This window comes from Leifsonia xyli subsp. cynodontis, assembly GCF_050632205.1.
Lineage (GTDB): Bacteria > Actinomycetota > Actinomycetes > Actinomycetales > Microbacteriaceae > Leifsonia > Leifsonia xyli_D.
Genome location: NZ_CP192578.1, coordinates 274,712 through 297,391 on the forward strand (window position 1 = coordinate 274,712; position 22,680 = coordinate 297,391).

The 22,680-nt window shown below is 69.4% G+C and carries 26 protein-coding genes and 1 riboswitch; of the genes, 8 read left to right on the top strand and 18 right to left on the bottom strand.

Annotated features, from left to right (window positions below; genetic code table 11):
- Positions 1-22: 22 nt before the first annotated feature.
- From ACQ86M_RS01350 to ACQ86M_RS01360, 3 genes are read left to right on the top strand one after another with little or no spacing between them, the layout of a single operon-like run.
- Positions 23-370 carry an ArsR/SmtB family transcription factor gene (locus tag ACQ86M_RS01350; protein WP_431220387.1) on the top strand — a complete coding sequence of 116 codons (348 nt, stop codon included), beginning with the start codon at positions 23-25 and terminating at the stop codon, positions 368-370.
- A complete protein-coding gene (locus ACQ86M_RS01355; RefSeq protein WP_431246785.1) occupies positions 367-843 on the top strand; it encodes an SRPBCC family protein in 477 nt (158 codons plus the stop codon). The genes ACQ86M_RS01350 and ACQ86M_RS01355 overlap by 4 nt, the downstream gene beginning before the upstream one ends.
- Positions 844-847: 4 nt before the next feature.
- The gene (locus ACQ86M_RS01360) at positions 848-1,462 is read left to right on the top strand and encodes a dihydrofolate reductase family protein (protein WP_431246786.1); all 615 of its coding nucleotides are present in this window, start codon (positions 848-850) and stop codon (positions 1,460-1,462) included.
- Positions 1,463-1,529: 67 nt separating this feature from the next.
- Here the strand turns inward: ACQ86M_RS01360 and ribH are convergent, their stop codons facing one another.
- From ribH to ACQ86M_RS01385, 5 genes are all read right to left on the bottom strand, one after another.
- A complete protein-coding gene (gene ribH, locus ACQ86M_RS01365; protein ID WP_431220390.1) occupies positions 1,530-2,006 on the bottom strand; it encodes a 6,7-dimethyl-8-ribityllumazine synthase in 477 nt (158 codons plus the stop codon).
- A complete protein-coding gene (ribA, locus tag ACQ86M_RS01370) occupies positions 2,003-3,304 on the bottom strand; it encodes a GTP cyclohydrolase II (RefSeq protein WP_431220391.1) in 1,302 nt (433 codons plus the stop codon). Before ribA ends, ribH begins: the two co-directional genes overlap by 4 nt.
- Entirely contained in the window at positions 3,301-3,930 is a 630-nt protein-coding gene (locus ACQ86M_RS01375) for a riboflavin synthase (protein ID WP_431220392.1), read from the bottom strand. The genes ribA and ACQ86M_RS01375 overlap by 4 nt, the downstream gene beginning before the upstream one ends.
- 4 nt (positions 3,931-3,934) lie before the next feature.
- Positions 3,935-4,978, bottom strand: coding sequence for a bifunctional diaminohydroxyphosphoribosylaminopyrimidine deaminase/5-amino-6-(5-phosphoribosylamino)uracil reductase RibD (gene ribD / locus ACQ86M_RS01380; protein WP_431246787.1), 1,044 nt, complete (start codon positions 4,976-4,978; stop codon positions 3,935-3,937).
- A gap of 72 nt (positions 4,979-5,050) precedes the next feature.
- Positions 5,051-5,203: riboswitch (FMN riboswitch) on the bottom strand.
- 67 nt (positions 5,204-5,270) lie between these two features.
- Positions 5,271-6,344 (bottom strand): sugar-binding transcriptional regulator, encoded by a 1,074-nt coding sequence (locus tag ACQ86M_RS01385; RefSeq protein WP_431246788.1) that lies wholly within the window; start codon positions 6,342-6,344, stop codon positions 5,271-5,273.
- A gap of 141 nt (positions 6,345-6,485) precedes the next feature.
- Between ACQ86M_RS01385 and ACQ86M_RS01390 the strand changes: the two genes are divergently transcribed.
- From ACQ86M_RS01390 to glpK, 3 genes are all read left to right on the top strand, one after another.
- The gene (locus ACQ86M_RS01390; RefSeq protein WP_431246789.1) at positions 6,486-8,225 is read left to right on the top strand and encodes an FAD-dependent oxidoreductase; all 1,740 of its coding nucleotides are present in this window, start codon (positions 6,486-6,488) and stop codon (positions 8,223-8,225) included.
- 181 nt (positions 8,226-8,406) lie between these two features.
- Positions 8,407-9,135, top strand: coding sequence for an MIP/aquaporin family protein (locus tag ACQ86M_RS01395; RefSeq protein WP_431221395.1), 729 nt, complete (start codon positions 8,407-8,409; stop codon positions 9,133-9,135).
- Positions 9,136-9,207: 72 nt separating this feature from the next.
- Positions 9,208-10,728 (top strand): glycerol kinase GlpK, encoded by a 1,521-nt coding sequence (gene glpK, locus ACQ86M_RS01400; RefSeq protein WP_431246790.1) that lies wholly within the window; start codon positions 9,208-9,210, stop codon positions 10,726-10,728.
- Here glpK and ACQ86M_RS01405 read toward each other — a convergent pair.
- The 9 genes from ACQ86M_RS01405 to sdhC form a co-directional block, all read right to left on the bottom strand.
- A complete protein-coding gene (locus tag ACQ86M_RS01405) occupies positions 10,682-11,539 on the bottom strand; it encodes an HAD family hydrolase (RefSeq protein WP_431246791.1) in 858 nt (285 codons plus the stop codon). The two genes, glpK and ACQ86M_RS01405, sit on opposite strands and share 47 nt — an antisense overlap.
- Positions 11,536-12,132, bottom strand: coding sequence for a GNAT family N-acetyltransferase (locus ACQ86M_RS01410; protein WP_431246792.1), 597 nt, complete (start codon positions 12,130-12,132; stop codon positions 11,536-11,538). The genes ACQ86M_RS01405 and ACQ86M_RS01410 overlap by 4 nt, the downstream gene beginning before the upstream one ends.
- A complete protein-coding gene (trpS, locus tag ACQ86M_RS01415) occupies positions 12,132-13,157 on the bottom strand; it encodes a tryptophan--tRNA ligase (protein WP_431246793.1) in 1,026 nt (341 codons plus the stop codon). The genes ACQ86M_RS01410 and trpS overlap by 1 nt, the downstream gene beginning before the upstream one ends.
- A 43-nt stretch (positions 13,158-13,200) precedes the next feature.
- Positions 13,201-14,037, bottom strand: a complete 837-nt coding sequence (locus tag ACQ86M_RS01420; RefSeq protein ID WP_431246794.1) for an exodeoxyribonuclease III — start codon at positions 14,035-14,037, stop codon at positions 13,201-13,203.
- Between the two features lie 9 nt (positions 14,038-14,046).
- Positions 14,047-15,291 carry a YihY/virulence factor BrkB family protein gene (locus ACQ86M_RS01425; protein WP_431220399.1) on the bottom strand — a complete coding sequence of 415 codons (1,245 nt, stop codon included), beginning with the start codon at positions 15,289-15,291 and terminating at the stop codon, positions 14,047-14,049.
- Between the two features lie 90 nt (positions 15,292-15,381).
- A complete protein-coding gene (locus ACQ86M_RS01430) occupies positions 15,382-16,143 on the bottom strand; it encodes a succinate dehydrogenase iron-sulfur subunit (RefSeq protein ID WP_431246795.1) in 762 nt (253 codons plus the stop codon).
- The gene (gene sdhA, locus ACQ86M_RS01435) at positions 16,143-17,945 is read right to left on the bottom strand and encodes a succinate dehydrogenase flavoprotein subunit (RefSeq protein ID WP_431246796.1); all 1,803 of its coding nucleotides are present in this window, start codon (positions 17,943-17,945) and stop codon (positions 16,143-16,145) included. Before sdhA ends, ACQ86M_RS01430 begins: the two co-directional genes overlap by 1 nt.
- A gap of 21 nt (positions 17,946-17,966) precedes the next feature.
- Positions 17,967-18,410 carry a succinate dehydrogenase hydrophobic membrane anchor subunit gene (locus tag ACQ86M_RS01440; RefSeq protein ID WP_431220401.1) on the bottom strand — a complete coding sequence of 148 codons (444 nt, stop codon included), beginning with the start codon at positions 18,408-18,410 and terminating at the stop codon, positions 17,967-17,969.
- A 1-nt stretch (position 18,411) separates the two neighbouring features.
- Entirely contained in the window at positions 18,412-18,804 is a 393-nt protein-coding gene (gene sdhC, locus ACQ86M_RS01445) for a succinate dehydrogenase, cytochrome b556 subunit (RefSeq protein WP_431221396.1), read from the bottom strand.
- 189 nt (positions 18,805-18,993) lie between these two features.
- Between sdhC and ACQ86M_RS01450 the strand changes: the two genes are divergently transcribed.
- Entirely contained in the window at positions 18,994-19,218 is a 225-nt protein-coding gene (locus ACQ86M_RS01450) for a hypothetical protein (RefSeq protein WP_431246797.1), read from the top strand.
- Between the two features lie 27 nt (positions 19,219-19,245).
- On the opposite strand, the gene ACQ86M_RS01455 is transcribed toward ACQ86M_RS01450, so the two are convergent.
- The 4 genes from ACQ86M_RS01455 to ACQ86M_RS01470 all read right to left on the bottom strand — a co-directional run bounded on the left by ACQ86M_RS01455 (position 19,246) and on the right by ACQ86M_RS01470 (position 21,410).
- Positions 19,246-19,578, bottom strand: coding sequence for a hypothetical protein (locus tag ACQ86M_RS01455; RefSeq protein WP_431246798.1), 333 nt, complete (start codon positions 19,576-19,578; stop codon positions 19,246-19,248).
- Complete coding sequence (locus tag ACQ86M_RS01460) at positions 19,575-19,730, bottom strand: hypothetical protein (protein ID WP_431246799.1); 156 nt, start codon at positions 19,728-19,730, stop codon at positions 19,575-19,577. Before ACQ86M_RS01460 ends, ACQ86M_RS01455 begins: the two co-directional genes overlap by 4 nt.
- A gap of 14 nt (positions 19,731-19,744) precedes the next feature.
- The gene (locus ACQ86M_RS01465; protein WP_431246800.1) at positions 19,745-20,158 is read right to left on the bottom strand and encodes a hypothetical protein; all 414 of its coding nucleotides are present in this window, start codon (positions 20,156-20,158) and stop codon (positions 19,745-19,747) included.
- Positions 20,159-20,273: 115 nt separating this feature from the next.
- Positions 20,274-21,410 (bottom strand): mannose-1-phosphate guanylyltransferase, encoded by a 1,137-nt coding sequence (locus tag ACQ86M_RS01470; protein ID WP_431246801.1) that lies wholly within the window; start codon positions 21,408-21,410, stop codon positions 20,274-20,276.
- Positions 21,411-21,484: 74 nt separating this feature from the next.
- On the opposite strand from ACQ86M_RS01470, the gene ACQ86M_RS01475 reads away from it, so the two are divergent.
- Positions 21,485-22,651: a glycosyltransferase family 4 protein gene (locus tag ACQ86M_RS01475; protein ID WP_431220405.1), complete on the top strand. Its 1,167-nt coding sequence runs from the start codon at positions 21,485-21,487 to the stop codon at positions 22,649-22,651.
- Positions 22,652-22,680: the final 29 nt, after the last annotated feature.

The window sequence follows — 22,680 nt, forward strand, 5'->3', positions numbered from 1 at the left end:
TTGATTAACCGAAAGGTTGATAATGGCGGATGCGGACGGACTCGACAGGGCGTTCGCCGCGCTCGCGGACCCGGTGCGGCGTGCGATGGTCGCGCGCCTCAGCCGTGGGGCCGCGACGGTGAACGAACTGGCGGAGCCGTTCGACATCTCGCTCCAGGCGGTCTCCAAGCACATCAGCGTGCTCGAGGCCGCCGGCCTGGTCTGGCGCACGCGCGAGGCGCAGCGCCGTCCCGTCCACCTGGACGCGGCGGCGCTCGAACGGCTCACGTCGTGGATCGACCGCTACCGGCTCGAGGCGGAGGCCCAGTACCGCCGCCTCGACGCGCTACTGGCTGAAACCGCACCCTCCACGAAGGAGAAGGAATCATGAGCAACCCCGTCACCATCGAGGCCGTCCCCGGAACCTCCTACGCCGATCTCGCCCGCGAGTTCGACGCCCCGGTCGAGGCCCTCTTCCGCGCCCACGCCGATCCCGAGCTCTATGCGCGGTGGATCGGCCCTCGCCGCCTCGTGAACACCATCACGCACTGGGACTTCCGCACCGGCGGCGGCTGGGGCTACGAGTCCCGCGACACCGACGGCTCCGTCTTCGCGTTCCGCGGCGTCTACCATTCGATCGTCCCGAACGAACTCGTCATCCAGACCTTCGAGTTCCTGGGCGCACCCGGCGAGGTCAGCCTCGAGCGGATGCGGTTCGAGGCGCTCCCCGGCGGCCGCTCCCGCCTCTCCGGCCGCTCCGTCATGACCTCGCGCGAGGCCCTCGAGCAGATGATCGAGAGCGGCATGGAGTACGGCGTGCGCGAAGGCTACGAGAAGCTCGACGAGCTGCTGGCGGGGGAGTGACACTGTGACCCGCATCGTGGCCGATATCTCGGCCTCCCTCGACGGTTTCGTCACCGGTCCCAACGCCGGCCCGGGCAACGGCCTGGGCGACGACGGGGAGGCGCTGCATCGGTGGGTGTTCGCCGGCGACCCCGAGGATGAGCGCATCCTGCGGGAGGGCACCGAGCGCTCGGGGGCGGTGATCATGGGCCGCAACCTGTTCGACGTCATCGACGCCCCGGGCGGCTGGAGCGACGAGCTCGGCTACGGCGCGCACCAGGTCGGCAGGCCGCCGTACTTCGTGGTCACGTCGTCGCCGCCCGCCTCCGTGCGGCTGACGAACCTCGACTGGACGTTCGTGACGACCGGGCTGCCGGACGCGATCGAACGCGCTCGTGCCGCGGCCGAGAAGCGCTCAGAGGCGGCGGGGCGCGATCTCGACGTGGTCCTCATGGGCGGAGGCGCGCTCGTGGGCTCCGCCATCTCAGCGGGCCTCGTCGACGCCTTCGTGCTGCACCTGTCGCCGGTCATCCTCGGAGCGGGCGACCCGCTGTTCCGGGATGCTGTCCGCCGCGAGCTGGTGCAGCGTTCCGTCATCGTGACGCCGTACGCCACCCACGTGACCTACGACGTGCCGTGACGCGGATTCGTGACGAATGGTCGCAATGGGTGCCCCAGAGCGACCATTCGTCACGAATCTTCCGCCGCTAGCCGCGCAGCGACCGCAGCGCCACCGCCGTCGCCAGCGCCGCGTGCGCGGCCTCGGCGCCCTTGTCCTCCTTGGAGCCGGGGAGGCCGGAGCGGTCGATGCCCTGCTTCTCGTCGTCCAGGGTGAGCACGCCGAAGCCGACGGGCTTGCCGGTGTCGAGCGCCACACGGGTGAGGCCGTCGGTGGCGGCGGCCGAGACGTACTCGAAGTGCGGCGTGCCACCGCGGATGATGACGCCCAGCGCGACCACCGCGTCGGCGCCCGCCTCGAGGGCCGCCTTGCTGACGACGGGGAGCTCGAAGCTGCCCGGGACGCGCACCAGCGTGTGCGTGGCGCCCGCCGCATCCAATGTCCGCTGAGCGCCGGCGATGAGCGCCTCGCTGATCGTCTCGTGCCAGCTGCCCGCGACGACGACGACGTTCAGGCCGCTCCCGTCGATCCGCTCCTCGGCATCGGGGGCTCCCGCTCCGCTCATCGTGTCGTCCTCTCCGCCGCGATCCCCGCGGCCGTGTCATCCAGTCCGGACACCGCGTCGATGTCCCCGATCGCGTGACCCATCCGGTCGCGCTTGGTCTCCAGGTAGCCCTCGTTGAAGGCGCCGACGCCGACGACGAGCGGGACGCGCTCCTCGACCTCGATACCGTGCTCCTCCAGCTGGCGCACCTTCTCCGGGTTGTTGGTCAGCAGGCGCACCGACTCGATGCCCAGATCCTGCAGGATGGCCGTGGCCGCTCCGTAGTCACGCGCGTCAATCGGCAGGCCGAGCGCGAGGTTCGCGTCGAGCGTGTCGAGGCCCTCCTCCTGCAGCTTGTAGGCGCGCAGCTTGTTGATGAGGCCGATGCCGCGGCCCTCGTGCCCGCGCAGGTAGACCACGACGCCGCCGTCGCGCTGGATGGTGTCCATCGCCGCATCGAGCTGGGGTCCGCACTCGCATTTGAGGGAGCCGAACGCCTCGCCCGTGAGGCACTCCGAGTGCACACGGACCAGCGTCCCCTCGCGCTGCGGCGTCCCGGCGACGATGGCCACGTGGTCCGCGCCGGTCATGCGGTCACGGTAGGCGCGCATCCGGAACGGTCCGTGCGTGGTGGGCACCGTGGTCTCGACTTCGAAGATCACGCGGGAGGTCTCGGGGATGGGCGTCACCGTCTCCAGCGGCTGGTCGCAGTGGAACTCCTGCAGGTACTCGATGAGCGCCTCGATGGTGACGACGAGGACGCCCTCCCGCTGGCCCAGCTCGATCAGACCGGGCAGGCGCATCATCTCGCCGTCGTCCGCGACGATCTCGGCGATGGCGCCGACGGGGGTCATGCCGGCCAGCTTCAGCAGGTCCACGGCGGCCTCGGTGTGGCCGTCGCGCTCGCGGACGCCGCCCTCCACCGCGCGGAGCGGCAGGATGTGGCCCGGGCGGTGCAGGCTCGACGGCGTCGAGTCGAGGTCGGCCAGCACGCGCAGGGTGTGCGCGCGGTCGGCGGCGCTGATGCCGGTGGAGAGCCGGTCGGCCGCATCCACGCTGATCGTGTAGTTGGTGCCGCGGGCGTCCTCGTTGTGGGCGACCATCACCGGCAGCTCCAGGCGGTCGGCGATCTCGTCCGTCATCGGGGCGCAGATGAACCCGGAGGAGTGCTTCACCGTCCAGGCGATCCACTCCTGGCTGGCGAGCTCGGCAGCGAGCACGACGTCGCCCTCGTTCTCACGGCTCTCGTTGTCGACGACGATGATCGGCCGGCCGGCGCGCAGCTCGGCGAGGGCTTCGGGGATGGTGGCCAGACTCATGACGCACTCCGTTCGGTCAGTGCCGGTTCGAGCGCCAGCATGCGCTCCACGTGACGGGCGAGGATGTCCGTCTCGATGTTGACGCGGTCGCCCGGCACGCGGTCGCCGAGCGTGGTGGCGGCGAGCGTCTCGGGGATCAGGGAGACCTCGAACCAGCCGTCCTCGCGTCCACCGCCCACGGCGCTGACCGTGAGCGAGACGCCGTCGATGGCGATGGATCCCTTGCGGGCCACGAGCGGGGCGTGCTCGGGGTCGAGGCTGAAGCGGACCACCCGCCAGGCGCTGCCGTCGGTGATGGAGAGCACGGTCGCGGTGCCGTCGATGTGCCCCTGCACGATGTGGCCGCCCAGGCGGTCGCCCACCTGCGCCGCCCGTTCCAGGTTGACCCGGCGGCCGGGCGACACGTCGTCGAGGGTGCTCATCGCGAGCGTCTCGGCCATCACGTCCGCGGTGAAGGTCTCCGCGTCCTTGTCGATGACCGTCAGGCAGACGCCGCTGACCGAGATGGAGTCGCCGTGGCGCGCGTCGCTGACCGCGAGCGGTCCGCGGACGGTGAGACGCAATGCGTCGGCGGTGCGCTCGACGGCGGTCACGTCGCCCAGCTCTTCGATGATTCCGGTGAACATGTCGTCAGCCCTCCTGGCTGTCGGAGACGGTGGTGGGGGTGTCGGGGACCGGGACGGCCCGGATCAGCAGGTCGCCGCCGAGCCGTTCGACGTCGAGGATGCGCAGCCGCAGCTGCTCGCCGATCGTCTCGACCCCGATGTCGCCGAGGGCGAGGCGCGGGCCCCCGATCAGGGTCGGCGCGAGGTAGATCGCGTACTCGTCGACCAGTCCGGCGGCGACGAACGCGCTCGCGAGCGTCGGACCGCCCTCGACGTAGATGCGGCGGAAGCCGCGCTGGTGCAGGTCGGCGACCACCTCGTGGAGGTCGTGGGTGCCCTCGAAGACGACCGGGTTGGGGTGGTGGAAGACTGCGGCGTCCTTCGGCACCGCGCGGGTGCCGATCACGACGGGGGTCGGCTGCGTGCCCATCAGCTCGCCGGCGTCGCCGCGGGCCGTGAGGCTCGGGTCGTCGGCGAGGACGGTGCCGGTCCCGACGACGATCGCGTCTGACGCCTCCCGCTGCTCGTGCACCCGCTGCCGCGCCGCCGCGCCGGTGATCCACTTGCTGGTGCCGTCGGCGGCGGCTGCACGTCCGTCCAGGCTGCTCGCCCACTTGACGACGATGTAGGGCCGGCCCAGCCGGGCGGCCGTCAGCCAGTCGCCCAGGAACGCCTCGATCTCGTCGCGCATCACGCCGCCGGTCACGTCGACGCCGGCCTCGCGCAGGCGCTCGGCGCCTCCGCTGGAGTGGTGGCCCGGGTCGGCGGCGCCGTAGACGACGCGCGCCACACCGGCCTCGATGAGCGCGACAGAGCAGGGTCCGGTGTGGCCCCAGTGGTTGCACGGTTCGAGGGTGACGACCGCCGTGGCGCCGCGGGCTCCGCCCTCGGGCAGCTTGCTGAGCGCATCCACCTCGGCGTGCGGCGTACCGACCCCACGGTGCCATCCCTCGGCGAGGATGCGGCCCTCGGCATCGAGGAGGACGCATCCGACGCGGGGGTTCACGCCCGTGGCGGGACCGTTCGCGGCGAGCTCGAGCGCCGTGCGCATGGGGGCTTCCCACGTCATCCGGTTGCCATCCTGTCTCTCGTCGAGACGTGTCACCGGGGTCGCGCGGGCGCCAGCCCATACGGGCTGCCCACCGTGCCTCCTCCCATCCGGACTGAGCGGCAGGCTCTCGCCTGCACGCATTACCGTCGGTGCCGGAATTCCACCGGCTCAGCAGGGCGCCTGGGCGCACCGCTCGCGGACTGTCACCGCCGGTTCGGACTCTCACCGACCCCGGAGCACGTATTTCGTTGTCGAGTCTAGATCAACGCGTTCGTGCCGCGTCTATTCCCCGGGGGCGTGCGACTCCCGGTTACGCGGCGGCGGGCGGCTCGGCCGCCGTCGCAGTCGCAGCGGACGGCTCCGCGACGGGCGGCTGGGCCTCGGCCGGTGTCGCCGGCTGCGTCGCGGACTGCGTCAGCTGCACCAGCGCCCGGGCGGTGCCCTCGTCGACGATGAGGTCCGTGATGAGCCCGGCCGCGAGGGCGCCGCGGAGGCTGTGCACCTTGGAGGGGCCGGAGACGATGCAGACGCGGCGCGGCACCCGCTTGATGAGGTCGATGTCCGGCCCGCTCGCACGCTGGTTCAGCGGGATGCCGTGATGGCTGCCGTCCTCGCGGAAGAACACCGTCGCCACGTCGCCGACGACCCCGGACTCGTCGAGGGACGCGTAGTCCGCCTGCTCCAGGTAGCCGCCCGCGTAGACGTGCGACCGCACCTCGGAGAAGGGGGAGCCGAGACCGAACAGGGCCACATCCATCCGCTCCTGGATGTCGAGGATGCGCCGGGTGCTGCGCTCGCGCCACATCGCGATCTTCGTCTGCGGATCGTCGAACAGCGCGGGCACCGGGAACTCCTGGATCGTGCCCGAGTACGTGTCGCCGAAGCGGCGCAGGATCTCGGACGCGTAGAGCACACCCGTCGTGTACGTGTTGCCGGCGCCGTTCAGCTGCACGAATTCGACGTTGTGCAGCTCCTTCGGGATGAGGTGGCGGCTCAGAGCGCTCATCGTGGAGCCCCACGCGATGCCGACGGTCTGGTTGGAGTCGATGAAGCGGTCGAGAATCCGTGCAGCCGAGATGGCGACCCGCTCCAGCCGGTCGACGTCGCTGATCGCGCTCGGCATGGGCACGATGTGCGTGGCGATGCCGTAGTGCTCGTGGATCACCTGCTGGATGCGGGTTGCACCTTCGTGCGGTTCGGCGATCTGGATGGTGACCAGACCGGACGAGCGCGCGAAGCTGAGCAGGCGGGAGACGCTCGATCGCGACGTGTGCATCTCGTGCGCGATCGCCTCCATGGTGAGGTCCTGCATGTAGTAGAGGTGGCCCGCCTTGAGGGCGTCGCGGACCTTGTCGGGCAGGTTCTCGGTCTCGGGCTGGGACATTCGGGCCTTCTTCGCTGATGCGGCTTCCTCGGGTGGCGACCAGGCGGTGCACGTATGTGCATGGAGCTTGATCGAAGTTGTGCTGCAACGAAGACTATAGCTGCACCGCATCCTCATCGAGAGAAGCAACAGGAGATCACCGTGACGTCGAAGTCCACCACCCGCACCGAGGTCCAGCGCCTCCGCGAACGGCCGCGAGCACAGGTGCTCGTCGTCGGCGGCGGCATCAACGGACTCGGCACCTTCCGCGACCTCGCGCTGCAGGGCGTCGACGTCGTCCTCGTCGAGCGCAATGACTTCGTGTCCGGGGCGTCGGCGGCCTCCAGCCACATGATCCACGGCGGCATCCGCTACCTCGAGAACGGCGAGTTCCGTCTCGTGAAGGAGTCGGTGACCGAGCGCAACGGGCTGCTCAAGATCGCTCCGCACTACGTGAAGCCGCTCGAGACCACCATCCCGATCTTCTCGACCTTCTCCGGCATCCTGGCCGCTCCGCTCCGCTTCCTCACGCACAAGCAGGGCAAGCCGAAGGAGCGCGGCGCGTTCCTCATCAAGACCGGCCTCACCATCTACGACGCGTTCTCGCGCGACGGCGGCTCGGTGCCGCGCCATAGCTTCCACGGCCGCAAGAAGTCGCTGGAGATCCTGCCGGCGCTCAACCCGGGCCTCAAATACACGGCCACCTACTTCGACGCCTCGGTGCACGACCCGGAGCGCCTCGCCCTCGACGTGCTCGCCGACGGCCTCGCCGCAGGCCCCCACGCCCGCGCGGTCAACTACGTCGAGGCGATCGGCACCCGCGACAGCGGCGTGCTGGTGCGCGACCGCGAGACCGGCGAGGAGTTCGCCATCACGGCCGACGTCGTCGTCAACGCCTCCGGACCGTGGACCGACCTCACCAACGAGGCCCTCGGCGAGGCGACCCGCTACATGGGCGGCACCAAGGGGTCGCACATCGTGCTCGACAACCCGGAGCTGCTCGAGGCCTGCCAGGGCCGCGAGATGTTCTTCGAGAACAACGACGGCCGCATCGTCCTCATCTACCCGCTCAAGGGCCGCGTCATGGTCGGCACGACCGACATCGACGCCGACATGTCCGAGCGCGCGGTGATCACCGAGGACGAGATCGACTACTTCATCGAACTCGTCTCGCACGTTTTCCCAACCATCCCGATCACGCGCGACCAGATCGTCTACACGTTCTCGGGCGTCCGCCCGCTGCCGCGTCACGACGACACCGCGCCCGGATTCGTCTCCCGCGACTACCGCATCGTGCCCGGCACGATCGCCGGCCTCGGCGACACCACCGTCCTCAGCCTGGTGGGCGGCAAGTGGACCACCTTCCGCGCGCTGAGCGAGCACCTCGCGAACGAGACGCTGAAGGCCCTGGGCGCCGAGCGGATCGTCCACACCCTCGGGCTGCCGATCGGCGGCGGGGCCGGCTTCCCGACCACGCCGCAGGCCGAGCGCGACTGGATCGCCCGGTACGGAGCCGATATCGGCGCCGAGCGCGCGGCCACGCTGCTGAACCGGTACGGCACCAAGGCCGCGTTCGTGATCGACGCCATCGCCGGCTGGGACGGAGAGGATGCGGCGCTGGCCGCGGCCCCGGACTACTCCCGCGCGGAGATCGACCACCTGGTGCGCACCGAGCACGTCGTGCACCTGAGCGACGTCTTCCTCCGTCGCACCAGCCTGGCCTTCACCGGCGCGATCACCACCGCACTGGTGCACGAGATCGGCGAAATCGCGGCAAACGCGCTCGGATGGTCGCCAAATCGGCGCGCGGAGGAGGAAGATTCGTTCACAGCGGACCTCGCCGACGCCCACCGGGTGCAGCTCAAGTCGGGGGACGGGAGCGAAGCCGCGGCTGTTCGATAAATGCACGAACGTGCATGACACGGTTCTTGTCACGGTGGGCGCTACCGCAATAGCGTTCAAGTGCCCACCCTGACGAGAGCCACACCAGAACGCACAACAGGGTGCGGGTCAACTGAACAACTGGAAGGTCAACGTGGACAATATCGGTGTAGATTTCCTGTCCGAGGTGGCGGGCACGGCCATGCTGCTCCTGCTCGGTACCGGTGTCGTGGCGAACGTCGCCCTCATCAAGAACAAGGGCTTCAACGGCGGGTTCCTGATGGTCAACTTCGGCTGGGGCCTCGCAGTCTTCGCGGGTGTGGTCGTCGCCTACAACTCCGGAGCGCACCTCAACCCGGCGGTCACGCTGGGACTGGTGGCGAACGGAGCGAAGACGTTCGGCTCGGCCGCGGCGCACACCCTGGTTCCGGTCAACTTCATCACGGTGCTGCTGTACATCCTGGCTCAGCTCATCGGCGCGATCATCGGTGCCGTGCTGACCTTCCTGGCGTACAAGAAGCACTTCGACGAGGAGCCGGACCCGGCGAACAAGCTCGGCGTCTTCTCGACCGGCCCTGCGATCCGCAGCTACGGGTGGAACCTGGTCACCGAGATCATCGGCACCTTCGTGCTGGTGTTCGTCGTGATCGCGTTCGGCCACCAGCCGGGCCAGGCGGCCGGACTCGCGGCCCTCGGCGCGCTGCCCGTCGCCCTGCTCGTCGTCGGCATCGGCGCGAGCCTCGGTGGTCCGACCGGATACGCCATCAACCCTGCCCGTGACCTCGGTCCGCGCATCGCGCACGCGTTCCTCCCGATCAAGGGCAAGGGCTCCAGCGACTGGGCCTACTCGTGGGTCCCGGTGGTCGGGCCGATCATCGGCGGTCTGCTCGCCGGTTGGCTCGCCCTGATCCTGCTGCCGCTCATCAAGTGACACAGGGGGCCGGCCGGGATGATTCCCGCCGGCCCCTCCCCGTTCCACCCCCAAAGAACAAAGGAGTTACCTATGGCCGACTACGTCGTCGCCATCGATCAGGGCACGACCAGCACCCGGGCGATCATCTTCGACAAGTCCGGGTCGATCGTCTCGACCGGTCAGCTCGAGCACGAGCAGATCTTCCCGAAGGCCGGATGGGTCGAGCACAACCCGGTGGAGATCTGGAACAACACCCGCGAGGTCATCGGCCAGGCTCTGTCGAAGGCGGACCTCACCCGCCACGACATCGCCGCGGTCGGCATCACCAACCAGCGCGAGACCGCGGTGGTGTGGGACAAGAACACCGGCGAGCCCGTCTACAACGCCATCGTCTGGCAGGACACCCGCACGCAGCCGATCGTCGACCGCCTCGCGGCAGACGGGGGCGTCGAACGGTTCAAGCAGATCGTGGGCCTCCCGCTCGCGACCTACTTCTCGGGGACGAAGATCACCTGGATACTCGAGAACGTCGAGGGTGCGCGCGAGCGCGCCGAAGCGGGCGACCTGCTGTTCGGTAATACCGACGCCTGGGTGCTCTGGAACCTCACCGGCGGCCCGGACGGCGGTGTGCACGTCACCGACGTCACGAACGCCTCCCGCACCATGTTCATGGACCTGGAGACGCTGACCTGGCGCGACGACATCCTCGAGGCGTTCGGTGTGCCGAAGTCGATGCTTCCGGAGATCAAGAGCTCCTCCGAGGTCTACGGCCAGGTCGAGTCGTCCAGCCTGCTCCGCGAGGTTCCCGTCGCGGGCATCCTCGGCGACCAGCAGGCCGCGACCTTCGGTCAGGCGGCGTTCGATCCGGGCGAGTCCAAGAACACCTACGGCACGGGCAACTTCCTCATCTTCAACACCGGTGAGGAGATCGTCCACTCGAAGAACGGTCTGCTGACGACGCTCGGCTACAAGCTGGGCGACGAGAAGCCCCACTACGCGCTGGAGGGCTCGATCGCGGTCACCGGCTCGCTCGTGCAGTGGCTGCGCGACAACCTGGGGACCATCTCCAGCGCCCCGGAGATCGAGGAGCTGGCGAAGACCGTCGACGACAACGGAGGCGCGTACTTCGTGCCGGCGTTCTCGGGTCTGTTCGCGCCGTACTGGCGATCGGACGCGCGCGGCGCCCTGGTGGGCCTCACGCGTTACGTCAACAAGGGCCACATCGCCCGCGCGGTGCTGGAGGCCACGGCCTTCCAGACGCGCGAGGTGCTGGACGCGGTCAACGCGGACTCCGGTGTGGACCTGCAGGAGCTCAAGGTCGACGGCGGCATGATCGCCAACAACACGCTCATGCAGTTCCAGGCCGACATCCTCGGTGTGCCGGTCGTGCGCCCCGTGGTGGCGGAGACCACCGCTCTGGGTGCCGCCTACGCCGCCGGACTCGCGGTCGGCTTCTGGTCGGACCTCGACGACCTGCGCAAGAACTGGCAGGAGGACAGCCGCTGGACGCCGAACATGGATGACGCGGAGCGCGAGCGTCAGCTGCGACTGTGGAAGAAGGCCGTCACGAAGACGTTCGACTGGGTCGACGACGACGTGCGCAACGCCTGATCCGCACCACCTCGAAGCGCCGTCCGGCTCCCGCCGGGCGGCGCTTCGCCGTTGGGTCAGCGTCGCGTGCGGAGCAGCGCTGGCAGCTCGGCGAGCGAGCGGATGGTGTGCACCCCGGCCGTGACGGCATCCAGCTCGTCCTCGGGGAGGGGACGGCGCCGCGCCGGTTGAGCCACACGCCGGTCAGTCCTGCCCGCGCCGCGCCGATCGCGTCGGTGCGCAGGCGGTCGCCGACGTAGGCGGCCTCGTCGGGCGGCACGGCGAAGGCGTCGCAGGCGAACCGGAAGATCGCCGCTTCGGGCTTCGCGACGCCGACCTCGCCGGACGCGATGAGGTGGGCCATCCGCTGATCCAGGTGCACCGCCTCCACCTTGCGCCGCTGGAAGGCCAGGTCGCCGTTGGTGATCACGCCGAACCGCACGCCCGGGATGTCGCGCTCGAGCGCATCCAGCGCCGGCAGGGTGTCGTCGTGCAGCGACCAGGCCGCGACGTAGTGCTCGAAGTAGTCGGCGAACCAGGCGCTGGCCTGCTCGTCGTCGAGAGGGACGCCGTGGCGGGCAGCGAAGTCGCGGGCGCGCGCCTGCCGCTGGCCCTCGAAGTCGAGGTCGCCCGCGAGGTAGGAGTGGTAGTGCTCCTCCTCCAGTTCGTGCCAGATGGTCACCAGCTCGTCGGCCTCGAACGCCCCGTACGGCGCCCCGAGTGACTCGGCGTAGTGCAGGATGCCGGACTCCACCGCCGCCCGGTGCGCGAACAGCGTGTCGTCCAGGTCGAAGAGGACGACGCGCACGCCCGCACCTGCTCCCGCGCTCACGGAGCGACCGCCTGTACATACGTGACGTCGGGCCAGTCGGCCGCGGGCTGCCGGGGATCGGTCGGCAGGAGGGTGGCGCGCCACTCGTCGAACCGCTCTCCGCGCTGTTCCGCGCCGTTCGGAACGACGCCTTCCCAGCGGAAGCCGGCCCGGCGCGCGACGGCGGCACTCGCGGCGTTGCCGGCCATCGCGCGCCACACCATCCGGCTGAGAGCCAGGCCCTCCGGCGCCGGTCCGAAGCCGTACTCGACGACGAGGGCGACCGCCTCCGCCATGACGCCGCGGCCGCGTGCCTCGCGCGCGAGCCAGTAGCCGATCTCGCCCTGGTGCTGGTGGACGTCGTGGATGCCGATCATGCCGACGAGTTCGCCGTCGACCCGGATCGCCCACGTGCAGACCCGGTCGCTCGCCCAGCCGTCGGGCACCACGCTGGTGACGAAGCCCACCGCGTTCTCGCGGCGGTACGGCGAGGGCACGGTCGTCCAGCGGGCGATGTCGGGGTCGGCGCAGAGCTCGGCGATCCGGTCGATGTCCGCCTCCGCGGGGACGGACAGGGTGACCCGCCCGCCCCTCAGCACGACCGGCTGCGGCATCAGCGGGTCCGTCGCAGGAAGCCGACCTTCTCGTAGGCCTTCGCCAGCGTCGCCTCGGCGACCTCGCTCGCGCGGTCCGCGTTCACGGCCAGGATGCGGTCGAGCTCGGCCGGGTCGGCGAGCAGCTCGAGCGCCCGCTGCCGGACCGGCGCGAACTCCTCGACCACGACCTCCACCAGGCCCTTCTTGAAATCGCCGTATCCCTTGCCCTCGTAGGCCAGCTCGATCGACTCGATGGAGCGGCCGGAGAGCGCCGAGTAGATGCTCAGCAGGTTCGAGATGCCCGGCTTTCCCGCGCGATCGAACGAGACCACGCCGTCCGTGTCGGTGACGGCGCGCATGATCTTCTTGCGCGTGACGTCGGGCTCGTCGAGCAGCCAGATGATGCCGGCCCCGGACTCCGCCGACTTCGACATCTTCGACTCCGGGCTCTGCAGGTCGTAGATGCGGGCAGTGTCCTTGAGGATCATCGCCTGCGGCACCACGAACGTCTGCCCGAAGCGGCTGTTGAAGCGCTCGGCGAGGTCGCGCGTCAGCTCGACGTGCTGGCGCTGGTCGTCCCCGACCGGCACGATCTCCGCGTCGTAGAGCAGGATGTCGGCGGCCATGAGCACCGGGTAGGCGAAGAGGCCGACCGACGTCGCGTCGGCGCCCTGCTTCTGCGACTTGTCCTTGAACTGCGTCATGCGCGACGCCTCGCCGAAGCCCGTGATGGTGTTGAGCAGCCAGGCCAGCTGCGCGTGGGCGGGCACGTGCGACTGCACGTAGAGGGTCGACGCTGAGGGGTCGATGCCCGCGGCGATGTACTGCGCGGCGGTGCGGCGGGTCTTCTCGCGCAGCTCGGCCGGGTCTTGCGCGACCGTGATGGCGTGCAGGTCGACGACCGAGAAGAAGGCGTCGTGCGAGCTCTGCAGCTCCTTCCACTGCAGCAGCGCGCCGATGTAGTTGCCGAGGTGGAGCGAGTCGGCCGAGGGCTGCATGCCCGAGTAGAGGCGGGCCGGGGCCTGGTTGGACGGTGACGTCATGGTTCTGCTTTCGAGATCTGCGGTGAGTGGATGCGTTGGGCCGTCAGAGCGCGTAGTCGACGACCACAGGCGTGTGGTCCGACCATCGCTCGTCGTAGGCGGCCGCGCGGTCCGTCGCGACATCCTGGACCCGCGCCGCAAGAGCGGGAGTGGCCAGCTGGTAGTCGATGCGCCAGCCGGTGTCGTTGTCGAACGCCTTGCCGCGCCACGACCACCAGGTGTACGGGCCCTCGACCTCGCCGGCATGGCGCCGCACGACGTCGACCCAGCCGAGACCGGCGCCGGCGTTGTAACCCTCGTCGCCCTCCGCGCCCAGGATGCGGTCGAAGTACGCGCGCTCCTCCGGCAGGAAGCCGGCGCGCTTGACGTTGCCCTTCCAGTTGCGGATGTCGAGCGTGCGGTGGCCGACGTTGAGGTCGCCCATCACCACCGCCAGCTCGTTGTGCTTCTGCAGCTCGGGCAGCCGGGCCTCCATCGCATCGAGGAAGCGGTACTTCTCGGTCTGCTTGTCGGTGCCCGCCTCGCCCGAGTGCACGTACGCGCTGACCACGGTGACGATCGTGTCGCCCACCTCGTAGTCGGCCTCGAGCCAGCGGCCCGCGCTGTCGAAGTCGGTCGGGCCGAGCTCCACGCGGTGGATCGACGCGCGGTGCCTGCTGGCGATGGCCACCCCGGCGCGGCCCTTCGCCGTCGCGGGGTCGTGCACGATGTCCCACTCGTCGCCGAGCAGCGCCTGCAGGTCTTCGCTGCTCGCCCGTACCTCCTGGATCGCCAGGATGTCGACGTCGCGCCCGTCGAGCCACGCGCCCATGCCCTTGCGGAAGGCGGCTCGGATGCCGTTGGCGTTGATCGTGGCGATGCGCAAGGGACTCGAGGGCATGTGCCCAGCCTACCGGGGGCCTCCGACAGCCGTCCCGGCTCTGGTCACGCTGTCGAGCAGGTCGTTCAGCCGCCCCTCGGCCCGCTCCACCCGTCGCTGCGCGGGCAGGCGGCGGAACCACCGCGCAGCGGCGAGGTCCTCCCGGGCGTGCTCCAGCTCGACCCGGGCCACGAGCACTCGGGCTTCGTGCTCCGCCGCCGCCTGCTCGGCCGCCGCTTGCTCCGGCGTGACGGCCCGCGGGGAGAGGCCCTGGTCGAACATGCCCACCGCGATCCACGACGCAGAGAGCAGGATGACCCGCGAGATGAGGTTGAACCAGAGCAGGAGGCCGATGAAGACGGTGAACGTCGCCAGCAGCGGGTTCTTGTTGGCGGCGAAGAACACACCGCTCAGGACGCTCAGCCCGGCGAGCACGAGGGAGCCGAGCAGCACGCCGAAGAACAGATTGCGCCAGGGGATGGCCACCCGCGACATGACGCGGAACATCGCCCCCAGCGTGACGATGTTGAGCAGGACCGAGATGAGGAGACCGGAGAAGCGGGTGACGAAATTGTTCCACCACGAGTCGGAGCTCAGCCCCAGCCAGTCCAGGAGCAGCGTCAGCGTCTGGGTGCTCAGCACGCTCAGCAGCGCCGAGGCGACGAACAGCACTCCGAAGGTGATGGCGAGCCCGAAGTCGCGGATCTTCTGCAGCACGTAGTTCGTCGTGTCCCGGCTCAGGCCGAACACCGCGCGCACGGCCTGACGCGTGTAGTAGAGCCAGCCGATCGCCGTCCAGATCAACCCGATGGCGGCGATGATGCCGGTCCAGCCGAAGGAGGTGGCGTCCTGCAGTTCCGACGCCGGGATGATGCCCGGAGTCGTCGACGTGGAGATGAGGCCCGGCACGGACCGGTTGAGCAGCTCCACCAGGGCGTTGAAGAGCTTCTCGTTGCCCGAGAGCCAGTAACTCGAGATCGAGAAGCCGACCCAGATCGCGGCGAACACGGCGAACAGCGACTGGTAGCCCATCCCCGCCGCCCGCAGGTTGCCGTCGCAGTGGGAGAAGTTGATGTAGACGCGGTAGGGCCGTAGCGACTCCACCCACTTGGCCCACCCGGAGACACGCGCGACCGGCCGCTGCAGCCGCCGCCGCAGGGGGTCGGCCCGCTCCAGGAGCCGTTGCTTGAGCGGCTCCTCCGGCCCCGTCGAGCCTTCGACGCGCTGGAGGGCCGGGTCCGGCGTCACCGGAGCGCGTCTGCTCTTCTTGGCCACGCCGTCAGGATAGCGACGGGTGGGTCTCCTCCGGGATGCAGAACGGCCCGCCTTCCGTGGGGAGGACGGGCCGTCTGCAGCGTCAGCCGGTCAGCGGCGTCCGCGCATGATGGCCTGCTTGACCTCGGCGATCGCCTGGGTCACCTGGATGCCGCGGGGGCACGCGTCGGTGCAGTTGAAGGTCGTGCGGCAGCGCCAGACGCCCTCCTTGTCGTTGAGGATGTCGAGACGCACGGCCGCGTTGTCGTCGCGCGAGTCGAAGATGAAGCGGTGCGCGTTGACGATCGCCGCCGGGCCGAAGTACTGGCCGTCGGTCCAGAACACCGGGCACGACGAGGTGCACGCGGCGCAGAGGATGCACTTGGTGGTGTCGTCGAAGCGGGCGCGGTCGGCGACCGACTGGACGCGCTCCTTGCCCTTCTCGGGCTTCGAGTTCGCGACGAGGAACGGCTGCACCTCGCGGTACGACTCGAAGAACGGCTCCATGTCGACGATGAGGTCCTTCTCGAGCGGCAGGCCCTTGATCGCCTCGACGTAGATCGGCTTCGTGATGTCGAGGTCCTTGATCAGCGTCTTGCAGGCGAGACGGTTGCGGCCGTTGATGCGCATCGCGTCCGAGCCGCAGATGCCGTGCGCGCAGGAGCGGCGGAAGGTCAGCGAGCCGTCCTGCTCCCACTTGATCTTGTGCAGGGCGTCGAGGATGCGGTCGGTCGGGTACAGCTCGACGTCGAAGTCCTGCCAGCGCGGCTCGGAGTCCACATCCGGGTCGAAGCGGCGGATGATCAGGGTCACGGTGAACGACTCGACGGGCGCCTCGGGGGCCGGGGGAGTCTCGAGCACGGCGTTCGACATCAGTACTTCCTCTCCATCGGCTGGTAGCGCGTGATCACGACGGGCTTCCAGTCGAGCGTGATGTGGTCTGCCGCGTCCGACGAGTGCGGGTCGCCGGTGAGGTAGGCCATCGTGTGCTTCATGTAGTTCTCGTCGTCGCGCTTCGGGAAGTCGTCGCGCATATGTCCGCCGCGCGACTCCTTGCGGTTGCGGGCGGAGTAGACGACGACCTCGGCGAGGTCGAGGAGGAAGCCGAGCTCGACGGCCTCCAGCAGGTCGGTGTTGTACCGCTTGCCCTTGTCCTGCACCTGCACGTTCCGGTAGCGCTCGCGCAGCTGGTGGATGGTCTCGGTCACCTGGGCGAGGGACTCGTCGGTGCGGAACACCTGCGCGTTCCGGTCCATCTCGTCCTGCAGTTCCTTGCGGATGGCCGCGATGCGCTCGGTGCCCGTAGAGGTGCGGAGGTCGCCGATCATGTCGCGGACGGCCCCGGCGGGGTCCGCCGGCAGCGGCACGAACTCGGCGGTCTTGACGTACTGGACGGCGTTGTTGCCGGCGCGCTTGCCGAAGACGTTGATGTCGAGCAGCGAGTTGGTGCCGAGCCGGTTGGAGCCGTGCACGGAGACGCACGCGCACTCGCCGGCCGCGTACAGCCCCGGGACGACGGTGGTGTTGTCGCGCAGTACCTCGGCGGCCGTGTTGGTGGGGATGCCGCCCATCGCGTAGTGCGCGGTCGGCATGACCGGCACGGGCTCGACCACCGGGTCGACACCCAGGTAGGTGCGGGCGAACTCGGTGATGTCGGGGAGCTTCGTCTCGAGCACCTCGGCGCCCAGGTGCGTGCAGTCGAGCAGCACGTAGTCCTTGTGCGGGCCGGCGCCGCGTCCCTCCGCGACCTCCTGCACCATGCAGCGCGCGACGATGTCGCGCGGCGCGAGGTCTTTGATCGTGGGCGCGTAGCGCTCCATGAACCGCTCGCCGGACGCGTTGCGCAGGATGGCGCCCTCGCCTCGGGCGCCCTCCGTGAGCAGGATGCCCAGCCCGGCCAGGCCGGTCGGGTGGAACTGGAAGAACTCCATGTCCTCCAGCGGCAGGCCCTTGCGCCAGATGATGCCGACGCCGTCACCGGTGAGGGTGTGGGCGTTGGAGGTCGTCTTGAAGATCTTGCCGAATCCGCCGGTCGCGAAGATGATCGCCTTCGAGTGGAAGACGTGCAGCTCGCCGGTGGACAGCTCGTACGCGACCACGCCGGCGGGCTGGGGGACACCGTCCACGTCGCTCATGATCACGTCGAGCACGTAGAACTCGTTGAAGAAGTTGATGCCGAGCTTGACGCAGTTCTGGAACAGCGTCTGCAGGATCATGTGGCCGGTGCGGTCGGCCGCGTAGCACGCGCGGCGCACAGGCGCCTTGCCGTGGTCGCGGGTGTGGCCGCCGAAACGGCGCTGATCGATCTTGCCCTCGGGGGTGCGGTTGAACGGCAGGCCCATGTTCTCGAGGTCGATGACCGCGTCGATGGCCTCCTTCGCGAGAATCTCCGCCGCGTCCTGGTCGACCAGGTAGTCGCCGCCCTTGACGGTGTCGAAGGTGTGCCACTCCCAGCTGTCCTCCTCCACGTTGGCGAGCGCCGCGGCCATGCCGCCCTGCGCCGCGCCCGTGTGGGACCGGGTGGGGTAGAGCTTCGAGATCACGGCGGTGCGGGCGTGCGGGCCCGCCTCGATCGCCGCGCGCATCCCGGCGCCGCCGGCGCCGACGATGACGATGTCGAACTCGTGGTAGTGGACGCCGTCGATGACGGTCGATTCAGTTGCTTCTGTTGTCACAGGTCTTCCGTTGTCGAAGGGTCAGCGTGCCGGGCAGAAGGACGGCAGGTCGGCCGCCGCAGCGCCCGCGGGGCACGGGTCGAACGTGAAGATCACGAGGGTGCCGAGCACCACCAGCACGACGACCGCGGCCAGGATGGCCCACTTGAGGATGCGGTTGACGAGGCGGTTCGACGCGTAGTCGTTGACGAGGGTGCGCATCCCGTTGCCGCCGTGGATCAGGGCGAGCCACAGCATCAGGAGGTCCCAGACCTGCCAGAACGGGGTGGCGTACTTGCCGGCCACGAACGCGAAGTCGATCTGCTTCACGCCGTCGCCCAGCACCAGGTTGATGAGCAGGTGGCCGAAGATGAGGATCACGAGCAGGAGGCCCGAGAACCGCATGTAGATCCAGCCCCACTTCTCCCAGTTCTTACCGCGGGAGGTGCGGGCGGCGGGGGTGCGCGGCGCTTCGATGGTCGTCACGTCAGTGCCCCTCCGAGAAGATGTGGATCAGCTGCGTCGGCACGAAGCCGGCCATCAGGACGACCCACAGCGCGATGACGATCCAGAACATGGCCTTCTGGTACTTGACGCCCTTGCTCCAGAAGTCGATCAGGATGATCCGGATGCCGTTGAAGGCGTGGAAGACGATCGCCGCGACGAGCGCCATCTCGCCGAACCCCATGATCGGGTTCTTGTAGGTGCCGATGACCGCGTTGTAGGCCTCGGGGCTCACGCGGATCAGGGACGTGTCCAGGATGTGGACGAGAAGGAAGAAGAAGATGGCCACGCCGGTGATGCGGTGGAGGACCCACGACCACATCCCCTCGCGGCCTCGGTACAGAGTGCCGCCGGGCCGGGTCTTGGCCGGCTGCAGCGTCCCTGTCGCTTGGTCTGACACGGGACAACCCTCCCTGGTTGCGGATCGCTGGATCGGCGCGGATAGCGCACTGAGCAGTCTATGCCGCGGGCGGGGGAACGCCTCTTAGGGTGGCCTCAGTTATCTCGACGTCGAGATAACCGGCCCTCCTCGACGGTGGGCCCGCCCGGGCGTACCGTCCAGGCCATGACACAGGACGAGCCGGTCATGCACGGCAGCACCGAGGCGAGCGACGAGTCGAAGGTGGCGGGCATCGTCGAGCAGGTCCGCGCCGACATCCAGCTGCGCCGCCAGGAGGACGCGGAGCAGCTGCTCCGTCAGCGCTTCGGCGAGGCGGGGCTGCAGGTCTCGGACGCCGAGATCTCGCGGCACGTCGAGGACATCCAGAACGGCCCGTCGGTCGTCGACTGAGGGCGACCGACGGCCCGTCCTGTGGTTCTACGCCACGCCGGTGATCAGGCCGTCGTCTCCGATTTCGTAGGTGACGAATCCGTTCCTGCCGAAGGCGTTGATCGATTCGTCCAGATGGACGAGGAACAGGCGGAAGCTGTCTTCCATGGGCGTGGCTCCGCCCATTTCCAGGCCGACGGGGGCAGCCACCTTCGCGGCCCCTTCCGGGGTGACGAAGACGCGGACATCGCGGCCGTCGAAGGCGCGGACGTAGATCGTGCTCTGTGAACGGTCGACGCTCAGTATGCCTGATCCGTTGTAACCGTCGAGGCCGATGACTCCACTGAGGAAGTCGAACAGTGCATCAATGGGATCGGTCAATCGAAGAACTCCGTGATGATCGCGAAATCGCCGCGGCGAACCGCGACGTGATTCGTGTAGGTCTTGTAGAGCCGACCGTTGCTCCAGATCTGGATCGGCGCGTTGTAGAGGTACGTCTGCTTGTTGGCCTGGTAAAAGGCCGATGCCGGCACCCCGAGCGTTTGCCCTAGGCACCATTTGGCATAACTGTCCCACGACGCGCCCATTCGGGAGGCGATTCGCCCGTAGTCGCCGGAGTGCCCAGCGGTGATGTGGCGCCACCCGAAGGTGCTGTCGCCGCACCGGAGAGGCCCAGCGTCTGCTCCGGGGCGAGGCGGTCTTCCGTCTCCGTCACCTCGGCCTGCTCCTCCGGGATGTCGACCCCGGCCTCTTCGAACTGCTCGACGTACTCGTCCATCGTGGCGACCGGCTCGAGTGACTCGTCGTACACCTCTCCGCCGGCGACCAGGACGAAGCCCTGGAGGTCTGGATCGACGGCGGACAGGTCCACCCCGTCGTCGGCGCTGGCAGCCACTCCGCCCGTGGCCAGGAGGGCGATCGCGACGGCCCCCGCCGCGACGGTTCTGATCAGACGATTCATGGATGTCTCTTCCTGTGTTGCTTCAGCCGCGTGAGCGGCAGTAGACCGTTGTGCCTACTGCCGCCAGTGTGCCGAAGCTCGCACAGTGTCCATGAATTGCGGTCAGCGGCTGCGACTAGAGCACGTCGGTGGAGCCCGTGATCTTCAGCGCATCCACCACCGACTTCACCCGCTGCGCGTTCTCGCTGGTGGTGACCAGGAGGGCGTCGGGGGTGTCGACCACCACGATGTCCTTCACGCCGATGAGGCTGATGACGCGCTTGCTCTGGCTGACGACGATGCCGCTCGACGAGTCCGCCAGCACGCGGGCGTTCTCGCCGAGGATGGCGAGGTCCGACTTGCGGCCGCCCGAGTTGAGCTTGGCGAGGGACGCGAAGTCGCCCACGTCGTCCCAGTCGAAGTAGCCGGGGATGACCGCGAGACGGCCCGCGGCCGCGGCCGGCTCCGCGACGGTGTAGTCGATGGCGATCTTCTCGAGGGCCGGCCAGATCCGGTCGACCGCCGGCCCGCGTGTCGCCGGGTCGTCCCAGGCCTCCGCCAGCTCCTGCAGACCCGCGAGCAGCTTCGGCTTGCTGCGGCCGATCTCCTCCAGCAGCCGGTCGGCGCGCGCGATGAACATGCTCGCGTTCCACAGGTACGAGCCGTTCTCGAGGTAGCTCTCGGCGGTCGCGAGGTCCGGCTTCTCCTTGAAGGAGTCGACGGCCAGTGCGCTGGGCGCGCCCTCGATCTCCAGCCGGTCGCCGAAGTGGATGTAGCCGAAACCGACCGCAGGCTCCGTCGGGCGGATGCCGACCGTTGTGATGTAGCCGGCCTCCGCGGCGGCGACCGCCTCCCGGACCGCCGACTGGAAGAGCGGGAGGTTGTGGATGACGTGGTCGGCCGCGAACGAGCCGATGATGACGCCGGGCTCCCGGCGCTCGAGGATCGCGGCGGCCAGACCGATGGCGGCCGTGGAGTCGCGCGGCTCCGACTCGAGGACGACGTTGGGGTCGGCGAGGGTGGGGAGCTGCTGCTCCACGGCGGCGCGGTGCGCGCGTCCGGTGACGACCATGATCCGCTGCTCGCCCGACAGCGGCACGAGCCGGTCCCAGGTGTCGCGCAGCAGCGTCTGACCCGAGCCGGTCAGATCGTGCAGGAACTTCGGCGCGTCCGCGCGCGAGAGCGGCCACAGCCGGGATCCGATGCCCCCGGCGGGGATCACGCTGTAGAAGCGCTCGATGGGCGGGCCCTGGGTGATCCTGCGCGGCGTCATGCCGAAAGGATACCGAGCGGTCCCGGACACCGGCCGTTCACGGTCGCGACACCGGCCGCTCCTAGCGTGAGGGCATGCGGGTCGCCGTGGTCAGCGAGAGCTTCCTCCCCACCGTCAACGGGGTGACGACGAGTGTGCTGCGGGTGCTCGACCACCTGGCGGCGCACGGGCACGAGGCGATCGTGATCTGCCCGGATGCGGGGGCTCCGGCGGAGTACGCGGGGTTCCGCATCCACCAGGTGCCGTCGATCGCGTACCGGCAGTTCCCCGTCGGGCTTCCGAGCCCGCAGGTGCAGCGCATCCTCGCCGGTTTCGGTCCCGACGTGCTGCACGCCGCGTCTCCCTTCTTCCTGGGGGCGCAGGCCATCGCGGCGGCCAACCGGCTTGGGGTCCCGTCCGTCGCGATCTACCAGACCGACGTCGCGGGCTTCGCCCGACGCAACGGCCTCGGCATGACGTCGGCGATCGCGTGGAAGTACGTGCGCTGGGTTCACGACGGCGCCGACATCACGCTCGCACCATCGGCGGCCAGCGAGTACGACCTCCGCTCGGCGGGCGTCACGCGCGTCTCCCGCTGGGGCCGCGGTGTCGACCTCGAGCGGTACCACCCCAATAAGAGGAGGACCGCCGCGGCCGCAGCACTGCGCGAGCGGCTGTCGCCCGACGGCGAGACGGTCATCGGCTACGTCGGCCGCATCGCGCCGGAGAAGCAGGTGGAGCGGCTGCGCTCGCTGAGGGGCGTCGCCGGGCTCTCGCTCGCGATCGTCGGCGACGGTCCGGCTCGCGATGCCGTCGCCCGGGAGCTGCGCGGGGTGAACGTGCACTGGCTCGGCCGGATGGGCGGAGACGACCTGGCCGCGGCGTACGCCGCCTTCGACGCCTTCGTGCACACCGGCTCGGAGGAGACGTTCGGCCAGACCGTCCAGGAGGCGCACGCATCCGGGCTCCCGGTGATCGCGCCGCGCGCCGGAGGTCCGATCGACCTGATCGAGCACGGCGTGGACGGGCTGCTGTTCCCGCCGTCCGACGACCGGGCCCTGAGGGCGGCGGTGTCGATGCTCGTCCGCGACGGGGCGCTGCGACTGCGGATGGGGGAGGCCGGCCGGCGCGCCGTGCTCGGCCGAAGCTGGGACGTCGTGTGCGGCGAGCTGATCGGGCACTACGAACGGGTGATCCTGAACGTCGTCGCAACGGCCGGCGCCGGCGCCCAGCCTCCCGGGGGTTCGCGAGCGTACAGTTAGGTGGCCCTCGCGGGCCGCCTGTCCTCACA

Excerpts from the sequence above, each read along its gene's own strand:
- ACQ86M_RS01350 (WP_431220387.1), top strand. The coding sequence starts at position 23 with ATGGCGGATGCGGACGGACTCGACAGGGCGTTCGCCGCGCTCGCGGAC.
- ACQ86M_RS01355 (WP_431246785.1), top strand. The coding sequence starts at position 367 with ATGAGCAACCCCGTCACCATCGAGGCCGTCCCCGGAACCTCCTACGCC.
- ribH (WP_431220390.1), bottom strand. The coding sequence starts at position 2,006 with ATGAGCGGAGCGGGAGCCCCCGATGCCGAGGAGCGGATCGACGGGAGC.
- ribA (WP_431220391.1), bottom strand. The coding sequence starts at position 3,304 with ATGAGTCTGGCCACCATCCCCGAAGCCCTCGCCGAGCTGCGCGCCGGC.
- ACQ86M_RS01375 (WP_431220392.1), bottom strand. The coding sequence starts at position 3,930 with ATGTTCACCGGAATCATCGAAGAGCTGGGCGACGTGACCGCCGTCGAG.
- ribD (WP_431246787.1), bottom strand. The coding sequence starts at position 4,978 with ATGACGTGGGAAGCCCCCATGCGCACGGCGCTCGAGCTCGCCGCGAAC.
- ACQ86M_RS01385 (WP_431246788.1), bottom strand. The coding sequence starts at position 6,344 with ATGTCCCAGCCCGAGACCGAGAACCTGCCCGACAAGGTCCGCGACGCC.
- ACQ86M_RS01395 (WP_431221395.1), top strand. The coding sequence starts at position 8,407 with ATGCTGCTCCTGCTCGGTACCGGTGTCGTGGCGAACGTCGCCCTCATC.
- glpK (WP_431246790.1), top strand. The coding sequence starts at position 9,208 with ATGGCCGACTACGTCGTCGCCATCGATCAGGGCACGACCAGCACCCGG.
- ACQ86M_RS01410 (WP_431246792.1), bottom strand. The coding sequence starts at position 12,132 with ATGCCGCAGCCGGTCGTGCTGAGGGGCGGGCGGGTCACCCTGTCCGTC.
- trpS (WP_431246793.1), bottom strand. The coding sequence starts at position 13,157 with ATGACGTCACCGTCCAACCAGGCCCCGGCCCGCCTCTACTCGGGCATG.
- ACQ86M_RS01420 (WP_431246794.1), bottom strand. The coding sequence starts at position 14,037 with ATGCCCTCGAGTCCCTTGCGCATCGCCACGATCAACGCCAACGGCATC.
- ACQ86M_RS01430 (WP_431246795.1), bottom strand. The coding sequence starts at position 16,143 with ATGTCGAACGCCGTGCTCGAGACTCCCCCGGCCCCCGAGGCGCCCGTC.
- ACQ86M_RS01450 (WP_431246797.1), top strand. The coding sequence starts at position 18,994 with ATGACACAGGACGAGCCGGTCATGCACGGCAGCACCGAGGCGAGCGAC.
- ACQ86M_RS01465 (WP_431246800.1), bottom strand. The coding sequence starts at position 20,158 with ATGAATCGTCTGATCAGAACCGTCGCGGCGGGGGCCGTCGCGATCGCC.
- ACQ86M_RS01470 (WP_431246801.1), bottom strand. The coding sequence starts at position 21,410 with ATGACGCCGCGCAGGATCACCCAGGGCCCGCCCATCGAGCGCTTCTAC.
- ACQ86M_RS01475 (WP_431220405.1), top strand. The coding sequence starts at position 21,485 with ATGCGGGTCGCCGTGGTCAGCGAGAGCTTCCTCCCCACCGTCAACGGG.